This window comes from Variovorax paradoxus (genome assembly GCA_016806145.1).
Classification (GTDB): Bacteria; Pseudomonadota; Gammaproteobacteria; order Burkholderiales; family Burkholderiaceae_C; genus Variovorax.
This window is the reverse complement of sequence record CP063166.1, coordinates 2707610-2725840: the sequence shown is the minus strand read 5'-3', so window position 1 is coordinate 2725840 and position 18231 is coordinate 2707610. Positions and strand designations below refer to the sequence as shown.

Genomic DNA, 18231 nt, shown 5'->3' with positions numbered 1-18231 from the left:
ATGTGGCCGTGCCACATGCGCCCGAGCGGGTTGTTCGTGTTGAGAAAGGATCGTTCTATTACTTGGTCAGCACGAAGCCCTTGAGCTTGGCGAAGGCGGCATCGACCAGTGCCTTCTGCTGTTCCTGGTGCAGGTGCGAGTAGCCGACGGCCGGCGAGGCCGAGGCCGCGCGGCCGGCGTAGCCGAGCTTCTGGCCTTCCTGCATGTTCTCGTGGATGTAGTGCTGCACGAAGAACCAAGCGCCCTGGTTCTGCGGTTCGTCCTGGCACCACACCACGTCGACGAGGTTCGGGTACTTCTTGATCTCGGCCGCGAAGGCCTTGTGCGGGAACGGATAGAGCTGCTCGACGCGGATGATCGCCACGTCCTCGTCGCCGCGTTCCTCGCGCTTCTTGGCCAGGTCGTAGTAGACCTTGCCCGAGCACGCGACCAGGCGCTTGACCTTCTCGGCCTTGAGCGCCTTGCTTTCCGGAATGATGGTCTGGAAGCTGCCCTTGGTGAACTCGGCCAGCGGCGAGGTCGCGTCCTTGTTGCGCAGCAGCGACTTGGGCGTGAGGATGATCAGCGGCTTGCGCAGGTTGCGCACCATCTGGCGGCGCAGCACGTGGAAGATCTGGCTGGCCGTGGTCGGCTGCACCACCTGCATGTTGGTGTCGGCGCTCAGCTGCATGAAGCGCTCGAGGCGCGCCGAGCTGTGCTCGGGGCCCTGGCCTTCGTAGCCGTGCGGCAGCATCATCGTGAGGCCGTTGACGCGGCCCCACTTGACTTCGCCCGAGGCGATGAACTGGTCGATCACCACCTGCGCGCCGTTCACGAAGTCGCCGAACTGGGCTTCCCAGATCACCAGCGTGTTCGGGTCGTTCGAGGCATAGCCGTATTCGAACGCGAGCACCGCTTCTTCCGACAGGATCGAGTCGATCACGACGAACGGGGCCTGGTTGTCGGCCACGTTCGACAGCGGCGTGTAGGTGCCTTCGTCGAACTTCTCGCGGTTCTGGTCGTGCAGCACGGCGTGGCGGTGCGTGAACGTGCCGCGGCCCGAGTCCTCGCCCGACAGGCGCACCGGGTAGCCGCTGGCCACCAGCGAGGCGAAGGCCATGTGCTCGCCCATGCCCCAGTCGACGTTGACGTCGCCGCGGCCCATGGCGGCGCGGTCGTCGAGCACCTTCTTGACCAGCGGATGCACCGTGAAGCCTTGCGGCACGGTGGTGATCTTCTCGGCCAGGCGCTTCCACTCGCTCGAGGGGATCGCGGTGTCGCCGGCGTCGGTCCACTTCTTGTTGAGGTACGGGCTCCAGTCGACGGCGTACTTGCTCTTGAAGTTGGTCAGTACCGGGTCGACCGTGTTCTTGCCTTCGTCGAAGGCGGCGCGCTGCGCCTTGACCATGTCGTCGCCGAGCGTGTCGCCCAGGCCTTGCGCGGCCAGCTTGTCGGCGTACAGCTTGCGCGTGCCGGGATGCTGGGCGATCTTCTTGTACATCAGCGGCTGGGTCAGCGAGGGGGTGTCCTGCTCGTTGTGGCCCAGCTTGCGGAAGCAGATGATGTCCACGACCACGTCCTTCTGGAATTCCATGCGGAAGTCCAGCGCGATCTGGGTGGCGAGCACCACGGCTTCGGGGTCGTCGCCGTTCACGTGCAGCACCGGCGCCTCGATCATCTTGACGATGTCGGTGCAATACAGCGTCGAGCGGCTGTCGCGCGGGTCGCTGGTGGTGAAGCCGATCTGGTTGTTGATGACGATGTGCACCGTGCCGCCCGTGGAGTAGCCACGGGTTTCGGCCAGCGCCAGCGTTTCCATCACGACGCCCTGGCCCGCGAAGGCGGCGTCGCCGTGCACGATCACGGGCAGCACCTGCTTGCCCAGCGGGTCGGCGCGGCGGTCCATGCGCGCGCGCACCGAGCCTTCGACCACGGGATTCACGATCTCGAGGTGCGAGGGGTTGAACGCGAGGCTCAGGTGGACCGGGCCGCCGGGGGTGGTCACGTCCGAGCTGAAGCCCTGGTGATACTTGACGTCGCCGCTGGGCAGGTCTTCAGGCGCGGTGTGGTCGAACTCGGCGAACAGGTCGGCCGGCATCTTGCCGAGCGAGTTCACGAGCACGTTGAGGCGGCCGCGGTGGGCCATGCCGATCACGATTTCCTGCACGCCCTTGGCGCCGGCCTGGTTGATCAGCTCGTCCATCGAGACGATGAAGCTTTCGCCGCCTTCGAGCGAGAAGCGCTTCTGGCCGACGTACTTGGTGTGCAGGAAGCGCTCGAGGCCCTCGGCCGCGGTCAGGCGGTTGAGCACGTGCTTCTTCTGCTCGGCGCTGAGCTTGGGATTGGTGCGGGCGCTCTCGAGCCGCTGCTGCCACCAGCGCTTGTGGTTCTGGTCGGTGGTGTACATGTACTCGGCACCCATGGTGCCGCAGTACGTTTCGCGCAGTGCGTTGAGCAGGTCGCGCAAGGACATGGTGTCCTTGCCGAAGAAGGTGTTGCTGGTGTTGAACACCGTCTCGAGGTCGGCGTCGGTGAAGCCGTAGAACGAGGGCTCGAGTTCGGGAATGGCGGGACGCTCGGCGCGCTTGAGCGGATCGAGGTCGGCCCAGCGGGCGCCGACGTTGCGGTAGGCGGCGATCAGCTGCTGGACGGCGGTGCGCTTGCGGCCGAGTTCGGAGTCGGCGCCGCTGGCCTGCACGACCTTGGTCGTGCCCTGCTTCGCCAGTTCGGCGAAAGCGTTGATGACCGGCTGGTGCGGAACGTCGCGGGTGTTGGTGCCGTCGGCGGCGGGGACGTGCTGCAGCGCGTCGAAGTAGGTGCGCCAGTTGTCGGGCACGCTGCCGGGGTTGGCGAGGTAGTTTTCGTACATCTCCTCGACATAGGGCGCGTTGCCGCCGAAGAGATAGGTGTTGCCTTGGTAGGCGGCATACACCGATGGAGTCGATGAATCGCTCATATTGCGCTGACCTTCGCTTCCCTGTGGGAAGCACGAGCTGGTTTAAGAAACCTTCCGCGACACGGCTGAACCGATTGGCGGATGCGACTGTGGCTGGGGAAGGGCCTGAGTACCGGGCGATTGTGCCACGCCAACCATATGACGGTTGAAAGCGGATGCACAACCCCCCAGGCGAGGGCTCAGGCCGGCTTGAGCAACAGCTTGATCTGCTGCAGCGTGGCGGGGTCGTCGATGGTGGTCAGGTCGCCCGGATCGCGGCCCTCGCAGACCGCCTGGATGGCGCGGCGCAGCAATTTGCCGCTGCGGGTCTTGGGCAGCCCGCCCACGAAGCGCACCCGCGCCGGCCGGGCCAGCGCGCCGAGCTGGTCGGCCACGGTCTTCATGATCTCGCCCTCGAGCTTGAGCGCCACCGCCTCGTCGCTCACGGCCTGCCCGTCCTTGGACACCACGAAGGCCATCGCGACCTGGCCCTTGAGCGCATCGGCCACGCCCACCACGGCCACCTCGGCCACGCCCGCGTGGCCCGAGATGCTCTCCTCGATCTCGCGCGTGCCGAGCCGGTGGCCGGCCACGTTGATCACGTCGTCGGTGCGCCCGAGGATGTAGAAATAGCCGTCCTCGTCGCGGATGCCCCAGTCGAAGGTCGAATAGACCATCTTGCCGGGCACGCTCTTCCAGTAGGTGTTGACGAAGCGCGCGTCGTCCTTCCAGATGGTCTGCATGAAGCCCGGCGGCGTCGGGCCCTCGACCACGACCACGCCCTTCTCGTTCGGCGCCGTGAGCTCCTCGCCGGTCGACTCGTGCAGGATCTTCACCTTGTAGCCGTACATCGGCACGCCCGGGCTGCCGAACTTGCTGGGCTTCTTCTCGATGCCGTTGGCGATGGTAATGATCGGCCAGCCCGATTCGGTCTGCCAGTAGTTGTCGATGATCGGCACGCCCAGGCCCTCGGCGATCCAGCGGCCCGTGGGCTCGTCGAGCGGCTCGCCCGCCAGGAACAGCGCGCGCAAGGTGGAAAGATCGTATGTCTTGAGCAGCGCCGGGTCCTGCTTCTTGAGCACGCGCACCGCGGTCGGCGCGCTGAACATCACCGTCACCTTGTACTTCTCGACCAGCCGCCACCAGATGCCGCCGTCGGGCTGGCCGTCGAGCCCCTGCGTGGGCAGGCCCTCGTACATCACCGTCGCCATGCCGGCGATCAGCGGGCCGTAGACGATGTAGCTGTGGCCCACGACCCAGCCGATGTCGCTGGTGGAGAAATAGGTCTCGCCGGGCCGGCCGTCGAAGATGTGCTTCATGCTCGCGGCCAGCGCCACCGCGTAGCCGCCCACGTCGCGCTGCACGCCCTTGGGCTTGCCGGTGGTGCCGCTGGTGTAGATGGTGTAGCTGATCTCGGTCGACTCGAGCCAGGTGCAGGGCACCTGCGCGTCGAGGTGCTTTTGCCGCAGCTCGCTCGCCAGGTGGTCGCGCCCCGCCACCAGCGCCATGGGGGCCAGGCCGCGGTCGGTCAGCAGCACCGCGTCGGGCTTGTGCTTCGACAGGCGGATCGCCTCGTCGAGCAGCGGCTTGTACGCGATCACCTTGCCGCCGCGCGAACCGGCGTCGGCGCTCACCACCACCTTGGGCTCGGCATCCTCGATGCGCGTGGCCAGCGAGCCGCTCGCGAAGCCGCCGAACACCACGCAGTGGATGGCGCCGATGCGCGCGCAGGCCAGCATCGCGAACGCGGCCTCGGGAATCATCGGCATGTAGATCAGCACGCGGTCGCCGCGGCCCACGCCGAGTTCGACCAGGCTGGCGGCGGTGCGCTGCACCTCGGCATGCAGCTCGCGGAAGCTGTAGCTCTTCTCGGTGCCGGTCTCGGTCGAGACGAAGATCAGCGCCGGCTGGTCGCCGCGCTCCGCGAGGTGGCGGTCGACGGCGTTGTGGCACAGGTTGGTGGTGCCGCCGACGAACCAGCGCGCGAACGGCGGCTGGCTGGCGTCGAGGATCTGCTGCGGCGGGCTCTGCCAGTCGATGAGCCGGGCCTGCTCGGCCCAGAAGGCCTCGGGCGCGTCGATCGATTGGCGATGGAAATCTTCGTAGCGGCTCATCGGTGTTGTCTCCTGATCTTAGGAAATCGGTCCGGCGCCGGCCCCGCGAGCGGCTGGCGTCGAAACTGAATTCATAATTATGGAGACCGATCTTGCAGCAGGCTGACGCGCACCACAAGCGGATGAAACCGGGGCCGGCCGTCTGCCGCCCCTCTTCTATTAGATGGAAGGTGCCCGGCCCGCTCAGCGCACCAGCGCGAGCAGCTCCGGAAAGGCCGGATGCTCGGCCGTGCGCAGCCATTCGAAGCCGACCATCTCCGTCGTCACCAGTTCGGCGCCAGCGCCGGCCAGGCGGTCGAAGGCGGCGTCGCGGTTGCGCTCGGTGCGCGAACCGCAGGCATCGGTGACGACCCAGACCTCGAACTCGTCCTCGAGCAGGTCGAGCGCCGTCTGCAGCAGGCAGACATGGGCCTCGCAGCCCGCGATGACGATGGTGTTGCGCTCCTCGGCGGCCGCGGCCGGCTTCTGCAGGTGCTTGGGCAGGCTGCGCGCATTGCCCTGCGGCGCCTTGGCCGGCACGCGCAGCCATTCGCCCAGTCCCTCTTCCACGCCACTGAAGTGCATCTTCGGCAGCGTGCGGCGGCACAGCGCGCGGATGTCGGGCAGGTTCTCGCCGAGCTTGGACGGGTTGTGCTCGGTGCCGAAGACCGGCACGTCGAACAGCCGGGCCATCTTGGCGAGGCGGACCGCGTTCTGCGCCACCGCCTCCGACTCGAAGATCGCCGGCATCAGTCGGGCCTGATAGTCGACCAGCACGAGTTGGGATTGGGATGCGTCGAGCAGCATGGGCGGGGTTCTTTCTTCTGACGAGGGTTGCGGGGCGGCCGTGCGCCCGAAACCCTGGAAACTAACACCAAAGCACCGGCGCGCGGACCGGCTCAGGCGGCCGGCGCCCCGACGCGGTCCACAAGCTGCCCGATGTAGGCCTCGAACAGCGCATCGGCCGACTGCCCGAACATGCGGATGCGCCCGGTGTGCCGCATCAGCAGCAGGCCGACGCCGTGCGCGAACAACGCGGTGTTCTCGCGCAGCGCGTCGGCGGCATCGAGCCCCATCGCGCGCAGCGCTTCCTCGCAGGGGTTGAGCGCTTCCTTCAACTGGTCGTTGAGCGCATGGTCGAGCTCGCTGGTCAGGCCGCGCGGCCGCATGCCGTGCACCAGGTAGAAGCCGAGGTCGAGCTCGCGCGGATGGGCCGCGTAGAAGCCGAACCAGGCCCGCGCCTTGGACGCCAGCGTCAGCGCGGGCCGGTCCGCGAAGGCCTCGGCCTCGGCCACCGCGGTGCACAGCCGCAGCAGCGATTCGTCGAGCAGCGCGGCGTAGATCGCCTCCTTGCTCTCGAAATACGAATAGATGGCGCCCGGCGTGTAGCCCGCGCGGCGCGCGATCTCGCGAATGCTCGCGCCCTCGATGCCGGCCTCGGAGAACACGGCCCGCGCCGCGTCGAGCACCAGCGCTCGGCGCGCGTCGCTCAGGGTCTGTCGTCGTTGGAGCTTGGCCTGCATGGGCTGGACTGTAGCCCTTCTTTTAAGCGTTGCTCATTTTTCTTAACGGTTGATCAATTTTTTGAACAGTGTTTAAATTTGGAGAAGCCGGCCCGATCCGGCCCGCACGACAACCACCGGAGACACCCACGATGAACGCCCCGCTCCCCTCGGCCGCGCTGATGTCCGGCGCCGACTACCGCGAATCGCTGCGCCGCTACAAGCCCGTCGTCTACGTCGACGGCCGGCGGGTCGAGAGCGTGGCCGACGAACCCGCGTTTCGCCCCGGCATCAACGCCATCGCCCTGACCTACGACCATGCGCTGAAGGCGCAGTACGAGCCGCTGATGACCGCGGTGCAGCACACCAGCGGCAAGCGCGTGAACCGGCTCTCGCACATCAACACCAGCGCCGGCGACCTGCTCAACAAGCTCGAGGCGGTGCGGCTGGTGTGCCAGGAAACCGGCTGCGCGCAGCGCTACCTCACGCACGACGCGCTCAACGCGATCGCCCAGGTGTCGGCGCGCATCGACGACGCGCGCGGCGGCGGCGAGCACACGGCGCGCTTTCATGAATACCTGCACCGCGTCCAGGACCAGGACCTGACGCTGGGCGTGGCCATGACCGACGCCAAAGGCGACCGCAGCCGCCGGCCGCACGAGCAGGCCAACGTCGACAGCTACGTGCACGTGGTGGAGCGCAACGCGCGCGGCATCGTGATCTCGGGCACCAAGGCCATCGTGACCGGCGCGCCCTACGTGCACGAGCTGCTGGTCATGCCCTGCCGCAACATGGGCCGCGAGGATGCAGACTTCGCCGTCTGCTGCGCGGTGCCGCTGGACGCGCCGGGCCTGACCATCGTGGCGCGACCGGCCGGCCGGCCCGGCGAGAAGCTGGAGCACGGCGACGCCCTGTTCAGCCGCAAGTACGGCCAGAGCACCGGCGTGTGCATCTTCGACCGCGTGCTGGTGCCGTGGGAGCGCGTGTTCTACGACGGCTCCGACGGCAGCTGGGAACATTCGGGCCACCTCACCTACAGCTACGCCACCCACCACCGCCACAGCTGCATCGGCGCGCGCGCCGGCTTCGGCGATCTGCTGATCGGCGCCGGCGCGCTGATGTGCGAGGCCAACGGCTTCGACCCGGGCAAGGAAAGCCACCTGCGCGAGCAGATGGTCGAGCTCATCAGCATCACCGAGGGCTTCTTCGCCTGCGGCGTGGCCGCCAGCGTCTACGGCAAGGCCGACGAACACTGCCCGGTCTTCATGCCCGACCCGGTGTTCAGCAACATCGGCAAGCTGCTGCTGGCGACCAAGATCTACGACATGCACCGCATCGCCCACACCGTGAGCGGCGGCCTGATCGTCACCCTGCCCGGCCCCGACGAGGACCACAACCCCGAGACCGCGGCGCGGCTGTCCGACGTGCTGCGCGCCAATCCGGCCGTGCCCTACGAACAGCGCATCGAGGCGGCCCGCTTCATCGAGGACCTGACGGCCGGCTATCAGGGCGGCTGGTACAGCGTGATCAGCCTGCATGGCGGCGGCTCGCCGGCGGCGATGAAGCAGGAGATCTGGCGCCACTACCCGGTGGGCTCGAAGGTGGAGCTGGTCGAGCGGCTGCTCGAGCGCGGCATCGCGGCCGACGGCTCGCCCGCGGCCGCGCCGCACGATCCGCAGCGCGCGATCACGCGCAACCGCCAGCCCGGCAAGTGCTGCGACACGGGCTGCACCACGCCCGGACAGCCGGTGATGGTCGAACTGCCCAAGCCTCATCGCGCCGCCTAGACTCGGCGGGATGAAAGTCCTGACGAAGCGGCTCTGCCTCGCGGCCCTCGGTGTCGGTGCCGCGCTGCTGCTGGCCGGTTGCGGCGGCGTGCGCAAGAGCACGGTGCCGCTGGCGACCGTGCTCGAGACCCAGCGCTGCACGCGCCAGGCCGACACCCTGCTCGTGATGCTGCCGGGCGTCCATTCGACGCCCGATGAGTTCGAGCGCGAGGGCTTCGTCGAGGCGGTGCGCGCGAACCGGCTCGCGGTCGACGTGATGCTGGTCGACGCGCACCTGGGCTACTACAACGACAGGAGCGTGCTCGAGCGGCTGGAGGCCGACGTGATCGCACCCGCGCGGCGCCAGGGCTACCGCCAGATCTGGATCGTCGGCATCTCGCTCGGCGGCTTCGGCGGCCTGCTCTTTGCGCAGACGCATCCGGGCGAACTGGCCGGCGTGGTGGCGATCGCGCCCTATCTGGGCGAACGCACGCTGAGCACCGACATCGCCAACGCGGGCGGACTCGCGAAATGGAACGGGCCGCTCGACAGCGGCGCCGGCATTCCGCGCACGCCGAACGAAACCCAGTTGTGGCAATGGCTGCGCGGCTACGCGGGCCACACGCAGACGGCGGGCGCGCGGCCGCCGCTGTACCTGGGCTACGGGCTCGACGACCGCTTCGCCTTCAGCCACCGGCTGCTGGCGGGCGTGCTGCCGGCCGAACGCGTTGTCACCACCGAGGGCGGCCACGACTGGCCCGAATGGCGGCGCCTGTGGCAGCGGCTGCTGCCGACGCTGTCGCTGCCCGGCTGCCCCGGCTGAATCTCAGTTCGGCCGCAGCCGCAGCAGCTTGCCGTTCGACTCGTCGGTCAGCACGTAGAGCAGGCCGTCGGGCCCCTGCTTCACGTCGCGGATGCGCGCGCGTCCGTCCTCGAGCAGCTTGTGCTCGGCCACCACCTTGCCGTTCTTGAGCTCGATGCGGTCGAGGTAGCCGAACTTGAGCGAGCCGACGAACAGGTTGCCCTTCCACGCGGCGCCGTAGCGGTCGCTGGTGAGAAAGGCCATGCCCGAGGTCGCGATCGAGGGCACCCAGTAGTGCAGCGGCTGCTCCATGCCTTCCTTGGCCGTGATGCCGTCGCCGATCTTGCCGCCGCCGTAGTTCTCGCCGTAGGTGATCACGGGCCAGCCGTGGTTGCGTCCGGCCTGCGCGATGTTGATCTCGTCGCCGCCCTGCGGGCCGTGCTCGGTCATCCACAGACGGCCGTCGGGGCCGAGCGTGGCGCCCTGTCCGTTGCGGTGGCCGTAGCTCCAGATCTCGGGCAGCGCGCCGGGCCGGCCGACGAAGGGGTTGTCCTTCGGCACGCTGCCGTCCTTGCCGATGCGCACGATCTTGCCGAGATGGTTGTCGAGCTTCTGGGCGTCCTCCTTGCGGCTGAAGCGGTCGCCGAGCGTGAGGTAGAGCGTGCCGTCGCCGCCGTCGACGATGCGGCAGCCGAAGTGGGCGCGGCTCGCGACCTTGGGTTTCTGGCTGAAGACGATCTGCAGGTTCTCGAGCCGCGTGTCGTCGGACGACAGCCGCGCCCGCGCGAGCGCCGTGCTGTTGGCGCTGCCGCCGGCATCGGGCTCCGAGAAGCAGAAGTACAGCGTGCGGTTGCTGCGGAAGTCCGCGTCGACGAGCACGTCGAGCAGACCGCCCTGCCCGCCGGCCGCAATGGCCGGCAGGCCCGCCAGCGGCGCGCCCATCTTGCCGTCCTTCGCGACGATGCGCATGCGCCCCGGCTTCTCGGTGACCACGAAACGGTCGCCCGGCAGGAAGCCCACGCCCCAGGGACTCTCGAGCCCCGAAGCCACCGTCTCAGATCGCCCTTGCGCCATGGCGGCCGCGCCAAAGATCAAACCCGACATGACGACAACACGGCCGACAACGCGCCGGGAGGGCTTCGAGAGCGATTTCATGTGTTTTCCCCGCAAAACGAATGATCTTGGCGGTTTTTCAAACCCACATGAAGACAGTTGTCGACTTCGAAGGGTCTTGGAGGCCGAACTGCTTATCCGGCATCACCGGTCAACCGTTACATTTTAGTTGTCCGATGATTCAAAATTTCCAAGTAAATCAACGGGTTGGCGGCACAATCTCTAATTCATCTCAAATTGACAGCGCCAGCCGTCATCAATATCCTACGCGCCATGCGTTTTTTCGTCCTACCCGCGTCCCTCCTGATTGCCGTCGCTGCCCACGCAGCTCCCCAACCACCGGACCGGACCGACGAAGTCGGCCAACTGCTGGCCGAAAAAGGCCTGGTGGGGCAACTGAGGCAAGTCCGCCAGACTGTCACCGAGCGCACCTCCGACCTCGTGATGACCGCCATCGGCTTCCTCGGTGTTCCGTACCGCCGCGGCGGTAATTCCGAGGACACCGGCTTCGATTGCAGCGGCTTCGTGCGCGCCATGTACAACCAGACGGTCGGCCACATGCTGCCGCGCCGCGCCGAAGAACAGGCTGCCGCCACCGAGAAGATCGACCGCAGCGAACTCAAGCCCGGCGACCTCGTGTTCTTCAACACCATGCGCCGCGCCTTCAGCCATGTCGGCATCTATGTCGGCGAAGGCAAGTTCATCCACTCGCCGCGCTCGGGCGCCCAGGTGCGCGTGGAAGACATGAACGGCAGCTACTGGAGCCGCCGCTTCGACGGCGCCCGCCGCGTGCTCGGCGGCGGATCGAACGACGAGATCCGCGCCGCCGCGGCTTCGGCCCGCACCGGCGACTGAATTCCCCTTCTTCGGCCCGTTTCGCACAGGGGCCAGGACGAAAAAAATCCCGCAGCCGCGGGATTTTTTGTTTGGGGCGAAGGCCGCAACGCGGCCCCCGATCCTTCAGCGCTTCTGCGGCGGCAGGTCGGTGCAGGTCCCGTGCGCCACTTCCGCCGCCATGCCGATGCTCTCGCCCAGCGTCGGGTGCGGATGGATGGTCTTGCCGATGTCGATCTCGTCGGCGCCCATCTCGATGGCCAGCGCGATCTCGCCGATCATGTCGCCGGCATGGGTGCCCACGATGCCACCGCCGAGGATGCGGTGCGTCTCGGCGTCGAACAGCAGCTTGGTGAAGCCCTCGTCGCGGCCGTTGGCGATCGCGCGGCCCGAGGCGGTCCACGGGAAGTGGCCCTTCTTGACCTTGATGCCCTCGGCCTTCGCCTGGTCCTCGGTCAGCCCCACCCACGCCACCTCGGGGTCGGTGTAGGCCACGCTCGGGATCACGCGGGCATTGAAGGCCGCGCTCGCCAGTTCCTTGTCGCCCTTGAGCTCGCCCGCGATCACCTCGGCCGCCACGTGCGCCTCGTGCACCGCCTTGTGGGCCAGCATCGGCTGGCCGACGATGTCGCCGATGGCGAAGATGTGCGGCACGTTGGTGCGCATCTGGATGTCGACCGGGATGAAGCCGCGATCGCCCACGGCCACGCCGGCCTTCTCGGCCCCGATCTTCTTGCCGTTGGGGCTGCGGCCCACGGCCTGCAGCACCAGGTCGTAGACCTGCGGTTCCTTGGGCGCGTTCTCGCCCTCGAAGGTGACCTTGATGCCCTCCTTCGTGGCCTCGGCGCCGACCGTCCTGGTCTTGAGCATGAGGTTGTCGAAGCGCGGCGCGTTCATTTTCTGCCAGACCTTCACCAGGTCGCGGTCGGCGCCCTGCATCAGGCCGTCGAGCATCTCGACCACGTCGAGGCGCGCGCCCAGCGAGGAATAGACCGTGCCCATCTCGAGGCCGATGATGCCGCCGCCCAGGATCAGCATGCGCTTGGGATCGGTGCCGAGCTCGAGCGCGCCGGTGGAGTCGACCACGCGCGGGTCCTTCGGCATGAAGGGCAGGCTCACGGCCTGCGAGCCGGCGGCGATGATGGCGCTGCGGAACTTCACGGTCTGCTTGCTGCCGGTGGTGTCCCAGCCGGTGCCCGAGGTCTCCTCGACCTCGATGTGATGCGGGTCGACGAAGTTGCCCACGCCGCGCAGCACCGTGACCTTGCGCATCTTGGCCATGGCGGTGAGGCCGCTCGTGAGCTTGCCCACCACCTTGTTCTTGTGGCCCAGCAGCTTGGCGCGGTCGACCGTGGGCGCGGCGAAGCTCACGCCGAGGTCGGCGAAGTGCTTGACCTCGTCCATCACCGAGGCCACGTGCAGCAGCGCCTTCGAGGGGATGCAGCCGACGTTGAGGCAGACGCCGCCGAGGGTGGCGTAGCGCTCGATCAGCACGACCTTCAGGCCGAGGTCGGCGGCGCGGAAGGCGGCCGAGTAGCCGCCGGGGCCGGCGCCCAGCACGATGACATCGCATTCGACGTCGACCTTGCCGCCGTAGTTCGAGGCCGCGGGCGCGGCGACCGGTGCGGGCGCGGCAGCCTTGGGCGCGGGCGCCGCTGCTGCAGGCGCCGGGGCGGCAGCAGCGGGCGCAGGCGCGGCGGCGGCATCCGCCTCCAGCGTCAGCACCACCGAGCCTTCCTTGACCTTGTCGCCCACCTTCACCGCCAGCGACTTCACCACGCCGGCCGCGGACGACGGGATCTCCATCGAGGCCTTGTCCGATTCGACCGTGATCAGCGATTGCTCGGCCTTCACCGTGTCGCCCACCTTCACCAGCACCTCGATCACCGCCACTTCGTCGAAGTCGCCGATGTCGGGCACCTTGATTTGTTGTTCGCTCATTTGGACACTTTCAGTTTGAGTGTGAGAGAGTCGACCGGTCCGGCCGAATTGCGATCGAATTCGCAGGCGGCGGCGATCCCCGCCTCCGCCACGTCGCGCGCCGAGCGCGACTTCTGGTCGTACACCGCATGCATGGCGCCGAGCGCGAAGCTGCGTCCCGAGCCGATGCTCCAGAACTGCTTGAACTCGAACACCTCGCGGTAGCTGTAGATGCCGTAGATCCCGCTCGCGTTGGCCAGCAGCATCGTGAACTGGCTCGACTCGTAGGGCTCGTGATCGTCTTCCTTGGTCTCCATGAAGAACGAGCTCTTGAGCACCGGATGCAGCATCGTGAAGGTGCGGAACACCTCGTGCTTGCTGCCGAACAGCAGCGACTCGCGCGGCTGCGCGGCCAGCGCATGCTGCAGCACCAGGAAGTGCGCCGCGGCGCCGGCCATCGCGAACAGGCTGTGGCCGGCGGCGTCCTCGATCGAGAAGATCTTCTGGTTCGCCTCCTGCCGGTGCGTGAGCCGCGTGTCCCCGAAGGTCACGAGCGCGTCGGCCGCCATGGCGACCTGGCCGTTCTTGCGGACGGCCACGACCGTGGTCATGGGGCCTCGCGCCGGTTCGCCAGGGGCGCCGAGGCCGCCGAAGCAGCCTGGGCGCTCATAGCAGCACGCGGCGGAAGTCGGCGAGCACCTGGCCCAGGTAGGCGTTGAAACGCGCCGCCGAGGCACCGTCGATGACGCGGTGGTCGTACGACAGCGACAGCGGCAGCGTGAGGCGCGGCACGAACTGCTTGCCGTCCCACACCGGCTTCATCGCGCTCTTCGAGAGGCCGAGGATGGCCACTTCGGGGGCGTTGATGATCGGCGTGAAGTGCGTGCCGCCGATGCCGCCGAGCGAGCTGATCGAGAAGCAGCCGCCCTGCATGTCGGCCGCGCCGAGCTTGCCGTCGCGCGCCTTCTTGGCGAGCTCGCCCATCTCCTGGCTGATCTGCAGGATGCCCTTCTTGTCGGCATCGCGCAGCACCGGCACCACGAGGCCGTTGGGCGTGTCGGCCGCGAAGCCGATGTGGAAGTACTGCTTGTAGACCAGCGTGTCTCCGTCGAGGCTGGTGTTGAACTCGGGGAACTTCTTGAGCGCCGAGACCACCGCCTTGATCACGAAGGCCAGCATCGTGACCTTCACGCCCGACTTCTCGTTCTCCTTGTTGGTGGCAACGCGGAAGGCTTCGAGCTCGGTGATGTCGGCATCGTCGTTGTTCGTGACGTGCGGGATCATCACCCAGTTGCGGTGCAGGTTCGCGCCGCTGATCTTCTTGATGCGCGACAGGTCCTTGCGCTCGACCGTGCCGAACTTCGTGAAGTCGACCTTCGGCCAGGGCAAGAGACCCAGCGCGGCGCCGTCGGCACCGCCACCGCCCGCGGGCTTGGCCGCGGCGGAAGCCTTGGTGGTGGCCTGGCCACTCATCACGGCCTTGGTGAAGCCCTGGACGTCTTCCTGCGTGATGCGGCCCTTGGGACCGGAACCCTTGACCTCCTCGAGCGGCACGCCGAGCTCGCGCGCGAACTTGCGCACCGAGGGCGAAGCATGCGGCAGGCCGGCCGACGGGCTCTTGGTCGGATCGTGCGGCGCGGCGGCAGCCGGCGCGGGAGCGGCCGCAGCCGGTGCGGGCGCGGAGGCCGACGCCGTGGCGGGTGCCGCCGCTGCGGCAGCGGGGGCCGGTGCCGGCGCGGGTGCCGCACCCGCAGCGGGCGCGGCGCCTTCGATCACCGCGATCAGGTCGCCGATGTTGACGACGTCGCCGACCTTGACCTTGAGTTCCTTGAGCGTGCCGGCGGCCGACGACGGGATCTCCATCGAGGCCTTGTCCGATTCGACCGTGATCAGCGACTGCTCGACCTTGATGGTGTCGCCGGGCTTGACCAGCACTTCGATCACCGCGACGTCCTTGAAGTCGCCGATGTCGGGCACCTTCACGTCGACCGGGCCCGCGGCGGCCGCCGGTGCAGCCGCCGGAGCGGGTGCGGGCGCCGCGGCGGCCGGTGCCGGCGCGCTGGCCGCGGTGCCGGAGCACTGGCCGCGGGCGCCGGCGCGGCGGCCTGGCCGGCCCCTTCGGCCTCGAGCACCAGCACCACCGAACCTTGCTTCACCTTGCTGCCGACCTCGACCTTGAGTTCCTTGACCACGCCGGCGGACGACGACGGAATCTCCATCGAGGCCTTGTCCGACTCCACGGTGATGAGCGACTGCTCGGGCTTGACCGTGTCGCCCACTTTCACCAGCACCTCGATCACAGCGACTTCATCGAAATCGCCGATGTCGGGTACCTTGACTTCCACTGCTGCCATATCGTTTGTCTCCCGCCGGAAGGCGCGTCCTGGTTATGGGGAATCGTGATTACGCGTAGAGCGGGTTCACCTTGTCGGCATTGATGCCGTACTTCTTGATCGCCTCGGCCACCTTGGCGGCCGGCAGCGCGCCGTCCTCGGCCAGGGCCTTGAGCGCGGCGACGACGATGTAGTGGCGGTTGACCTCGAAGTGCTCGCGCAGCTTGCTGCGGAAGTCGCTGCGGCCGAAGCCGTCGGTGCCCAGCACCTTGTAGTTGCGGCCCTTGGGGATGAAGGGGCGGATCTGCTCGGCGTAGGCCTTCATGTAGTCGGTCGACGCGACCACCGGGCCCGTGCTGCCGCCGAGCTGCTGCGCCACGAAGGGCACGCGCGCTTCCTCGGTCGGGTGCAGCAGGTTCCAGCGGTCGGCGTCCTGGCCGTCGCGCGTCAGCTCGTTGAAGCTCGGGCAGCTCCAGACGCCGGCGCTCACGCCCCAGTCCTTCTCGAGCAGTTCCTGCGCCGCGAAGCTCTCGCGCAGGATGGTGCCGGAGCCCAGCAGCTGCACCGTGGGGGCTTCCTTGCCCTTGGCGGCCTTGACCGCCGGCGCCTGCCGGCACAGGTACATGCCCTTGATGATCTGTTCCTCGGTGCCGGGCTGCAGGCCGGGCATCGGGTAGTTCTCGTTGAGCAGCGTGATGTAGTAGTAGACGTTGTCCTGCTTCTCGACCATGCGCTTCAAGCCATGGTGCAGGATCACGCCGACTTCGTGCGCGAAGGTCGGGTCGTAGCTCACGCAGTTCGGGATGGTGTTGGCCAGGATGTGGCTGTGGCCATCCTCGTGCTGCAGGCCTTCGCCGTTCAGCGTGGTGCGCCCCGAGGTGCCGCCGAGCAGGAAGCCGCGCGCCTGCATGTCGCCGGCCGCCCAGGCCAGGTCGCCGATGCGCTGGAAGCCGAACATCGAGTAGTACACGTAGAACGGCACCATGATGCGGTTGTTCGTGCTGTACGACGTGGCCGCCGCGATCCAGCTCGACATGCCGCCGGCCTCGTTGATGCCTTCCTGCAGGATTTGGCCGGCCTTGTCTTCCTTGTAGTACATGACCTGGTCCTTGTCGACCGGGGTGTACTGCTGACCGTGCGGGTTGTAGATGCCGACCTGGCGGAACAGGCCTTCCATGCCGAAGGTGCGCGCCTCGTCCACGAGGATCGGCACCACGCGCGGGCCCAGGGCCTGGTCGCGCAGCAGCTGCGTGAGGAAGCGCACGTAGGCCTGCGTGGTCGAGATCTCGCGGCCTTCGGCCGTGGGCTCGAGCACCGCCTTGAAGGTCTCGAGCGCGGGCACGGTGAAGCTCTCCTCGGCCTTCACGCGGCGGTGCGGCAGGTAGCCGCCCAGGGCCTTGCGGCGCTCGTGCAGGTACTTCATTTCCGGCGTGTCGTCGGCCGGCTTGTAGAACGGCAGCTCGGCGATCTGGCTGTCGGGGATCGGGATGTTGAAGCGATCGCGGAAGGCGCGGATGTCGTCGTCGTTGAGCTTCTTGGTCTGGTGGACCGTGTTCTTGCCCTCGCCGATCTTGCCCATGCCGAAGCCCTTGACGGTCTTGACGAGCAGCACGGTGGGCTGGCCCTGGTGGTTCTGCGCCGCGTGGAAGGCCGCGTAGACCTTCTGCGAGTCGTGGCCGCCGCGCTGCAGGTTCCAGACCTCGTCGTCGCTCAGGTGCTCGACCATCTTCAGGGTGCGCGGATCGCGGCCGAAGAAGTTCTTGCGCACGTAGGCACCGTCGTTGGCCTTGAACGACTGGTAGTCGCCGTCGTTGCACTCCATCATGATCTTGCGCAGCGCGCCGTCATGGTCCTTCTCGAGCAGCGCGTCCCAGCCCTTGCCCCAGATCAGCTTGACCACGTTCCAGTTGGCGCCGCGGAACTCGCCCTCGAGCTCCTGGATGATCTTGCCGTTGCCGCGCACCGGGCCGTCGAGGCGCTGCAGGTTGCAGTTGATGACGAAGATCAGGTTGTCGAGGTTCTCGCGCGCCGCCAGGCCGATGGCGCCCAGCGATTCGACCTCGTCCATCTCGCCGTCGCCGCAGAAGACCCAGACCTTGCGGTTCTCGGTGTTGGCGATGCCGCGGGCATGCAGGTACTTGAGGAAGCGCGCCTGGTAGATCGCCATCAGCGGCCCCAGGCCCATCGACACCGTCGGGAACTGCCAGAACTCGGGCATCAGCTTGGGATGCGGATAGCTCGACAGGCCCTTGCCGTCGACTTCCTGGCGGAAGTTGAGCAGCTGCTCCTCGGTCAGGCGGCCTTCGAGGTAGGCGCGGGCGTAGATGCCGGGCGAGACGTGGCCCTGGATGTAGAGCAGGTCGCCGCCGTGGTTCTCGCTCTCGGCGTGCCAGAAGTGGTTGAAGCCGGCGCCGAACATGCTGGCCAGCGAGGCGAAGGAGCCGATGTGGCCGCCGAGGTCGCCGCCTTCGGGCGGGTGGTGGCGGTTGGCCTTGACCACCATCGCCATCGCGTTCCAGCGCATGTAGGCGCGCAGGCGCTGTTCGATCTCGAGGTTGCCGGGGCTGCGGGCTTCCTGCGAGGGTTCGATGGTGTTGACGTAGCCCGTGTTGGCCGAGAACGGCATGTCGACCGTGTTCTGGCGGGCGTGCTCCAGGAGCTGTTCGAGCAGGAAGTGCGCACGCTCGGGGCCCTCGCTCTGGATCACGGCGGACAAGGCGTCCATCCACTCGCGCGTTTCCTGGGAATCCGCGTCGTTCGCGGCCGGGCCGAAGTGCTTCTCGGGATTTGCCGACATGCTTGTCTCTCCTTTTGGGGCTGTGGGCGTAATTTAGGCGCTCTGCGTGTGAGCGCGCGGAGTGTCGCACAGAAATACTGCGATTTCAAATAGTGCGTATAGATTTCTTAATGTGACATTCTGACGAATTTCAACTGCCCCTAGACCGTGCCGGGAC

At 67.6% G+C, this 18231-nt stretch carries 11 protein-coding genes and 1 pseudogene; 3 read left to right on the top strand and 9 right to left on the bottom strand.

Going from position 1 to position 18231, the window contains the following annotated elements:
* Window positions 1–58: 58 nt before the first annotated feature.
* The 4 genes from INQ48_12555 to INQ48_12540 form a co-directional block, all read right to left on the bottom strand.
* Entirely contained in the window at window positions 59–2935 is a 2877-nt protein-coding gene (locus INQ48_12555; protein ID QRF59992.1) for a 2-oxoglutarate dehydrogenase E1 component, read from the bottom strand.
* 179 nt (window positions 2936–3114) lie between these two features.
* On the bottom strand, window positions 3115–5028 hold the full coding sequence (locus INQ48_12550) for a propionate--CoA ligase (protein ID QRF59991.1): 1914 nt from the start codon (window positions 5026–5028) through the stop codon (window positions 3115–3117).
* 183 nt (window positions 5029–5211) lie between these two features.
* Window positions 5212–5814 carry an isochorismatase family protein gene (locus INQ48_12545; GenBank protein QRF59990.1) on the bottom strand — a complete coding sequence of 201 codons (603 nt, stop codon included), beginning with the start codon at window positions 5812–5814 and terminating at the stop codon, window positions 5212–5214.
* A gap of 92 nt (window positions 5815–5906) precedes the next feature.
* Window positions 5907–6530 (bottom strand): TetR/AcrR family transcriptional regulator, encoded by a 624-nt coding sequence (locus tag INQ48_12540; protein QRF59989.1) that lies wholly within the window; start codon window positions 6528–6530, stop codon window positions 5907–5909.
* A gap of 131 nt (window positions 6531–6661) precedes the next feature.
* On the opposite strand from INQ48_12540, the gene INQ48_12535 reads away from it, so the two are divergent.
* Window positions 6662–8296, top strand: a complete 1635-nt coding sequence (locus INQ48_12535) for a 4-hydroxyphenylacetate 3-hydroxylase (GenBank protein ID QRF59988.1) — start codon at window positions 6662–6664, stop codon at window positions 8294–8296.
* A gap of 10 nt (window positions 8297–8306) precedes the next feature.
* A complete protein-coding gene (locus INQ48_12530) occupies window positions 8307–9098 on the top strand; it encodes an alpha/beta hydrolase (protein ID QRF59987.1) in 792 nt (263 codons plus the stop codon).
* Between the two features lie 3 nt (window positions 9099–9101).
* On the opposite strand, the gene INQ48_12525 is transcribed toward INQ48_12530, so the two are convergent.
* Complete coding sequence (locus INQ48_12525) at window positions 9102–10232, bottom strand: PQQ-dependent sugar dehydrogenase (GenBank protein QRF59986.1); 1131 nt, start codon at window positions 10230–10232, stop codon at window positions 9102–9104.
* Window positions 10233–10463: 231 nt separating this feature from the next.
* On the opposite strand from INQ48_12525, the gene INQ48_12520 reads away from it, so the two are divergent.
* Window positions 10464–11045 (top strand): C40 family peptidase, encoded by a 582-nt coding sequence (locus INQ48_12520; protein QRF60710.1) that lies wholly within the window; start codon window positions 10464–10466, stop codon window positions 11043–11045.
* 105 nt (window positions 11046–11150) lie between these two features.
* Here INQ48_12520 and lpdA read toward each other — a convergent pair whose 3' ends face one another.
* From lpdA to aceE, 4 genes and pseudogenes are all read right to left on the bottom strand, one after another.
* Window positions 11151–12965: a dihydrolipoyl dehydrogenase gene (gene lpdA, locus INQ48_12515; GenBank protein QRF59985.1), complete on the bottom strand. Its 1815-nt coding sequence runs from the start codon at window positions 12963–12965 to the stop codon at window positions 11151–11153.
* Window positions 12962–13555: an MFS transporter gene (locus INQ48_12510; protein ID QRF59984.1), complete on the bottom strand. Its 594-nt coding sequence runs from the start codon at window positions 13553–13555 to the stop codon at window positions 12962–12964. The genes lpdA and INQ48_12510 overlap by 4 nt, the downstream gene beginning before the upstream one ends.
* A gap of 55 nt (window positions 13556–13610) precedes the next feature.
* Window positions 13611–15298 (bottom strand): annotated as a pseudogene (gene aceF / locus INQ48_12505) (dihydrolipoyllysine-residue acetyltransferase).
* Window positions 15299–15347: 49 nt separating this feature from the next.
* Entirely contained in the window at window positions 15348–18074 is a 2727-nt protein-coding gene (aceE, locus tag INQ48_12500; protein QRF59983.1) for a pyruvate dehydrogenase (acetyl-transferring), homodimeric type, read from the bottom strand.
* Between the last annotated feature and the right edge of the window lie 157 nt (window positions 18075–18231).

Bases quoted from the DNA above. Each gene is read 5' to 3' on its own strand.
- INQ48_12555 (QRF59992.1), bottom strand. From the start codon at position 2,935: ATGAGCGATTCATCGACTCCATCGGTGTATGCCGCCTACCAAGGCAAC.
- INQ48_12550 (QRF59991.1), bottom strand. From the start codon at position 5,028: ATGAGCCGCTACGAAGATTTCCATCGCCAATCGATCGACGCGCCCGAG.
- INQ48_12545 (QRF59990.1), bottom strand. From the start codon at position 5,814: ATGCTGCTCGACGCATCCCAATCCCAACTCGTGCTGGTCGACTATCAG.
- INQ48_12540 (QRF59989.1), bottom strand. From the start codon at position 6,530: ATGCAGGCCAAGCTCCAACGACGACAGACCCTGAGCGACGCGCGCCGA.
- INQ48_12535 (QRF59988.1), top strand. From the start codon at position 6,662: ATGAACGCCCCGCTCCCCTCGGCCGCGCTGATGTCCGGCGCCGACTAC.
- INQ48_12530 (QRF59987.1), top strand. From the start codon at position 8,307: ATGAAAGTCCTGACGAAGCGGCTCTGCCTCGCGGCCCTCGGTGTCGGT.
- INQ48_12525 (QRF59986.1), bottom strand. From the start codon at position 10,232: ATGAAATCGCTCTCGAAGCCCTCCCGGCGCGTTGTCGGCCGTGTTGTC.
- INQ48_12520 (QRF60710.1), top strand. From the start codon at position 10,464: ATGCGTTTTTTCGTCCTACCCGCGTCCCTCCTGATTGCCGTCGCTGCC.
- lpdA (QRF59985.1), bottom strand. From the start codon at position 12,965: ATGAGCGAACAACAAATCAAGGTGCCCGACATCGGCGACTTCGACGAA.
- INQ48_12510 (QRF59984.1), bottom strand. From the start codon at position 13,555: ATGACCACGGTCGTGGCCGTCCGCAAGAACGGCCAGGTCGCCATGGCG.
- aceE (QRF59983.1), bottom strand. From the start codon at position 18,074: ATGTCGGCAAATCCCGAGAAGCACTTCGGCCCGGCCGCGAACGACGCG.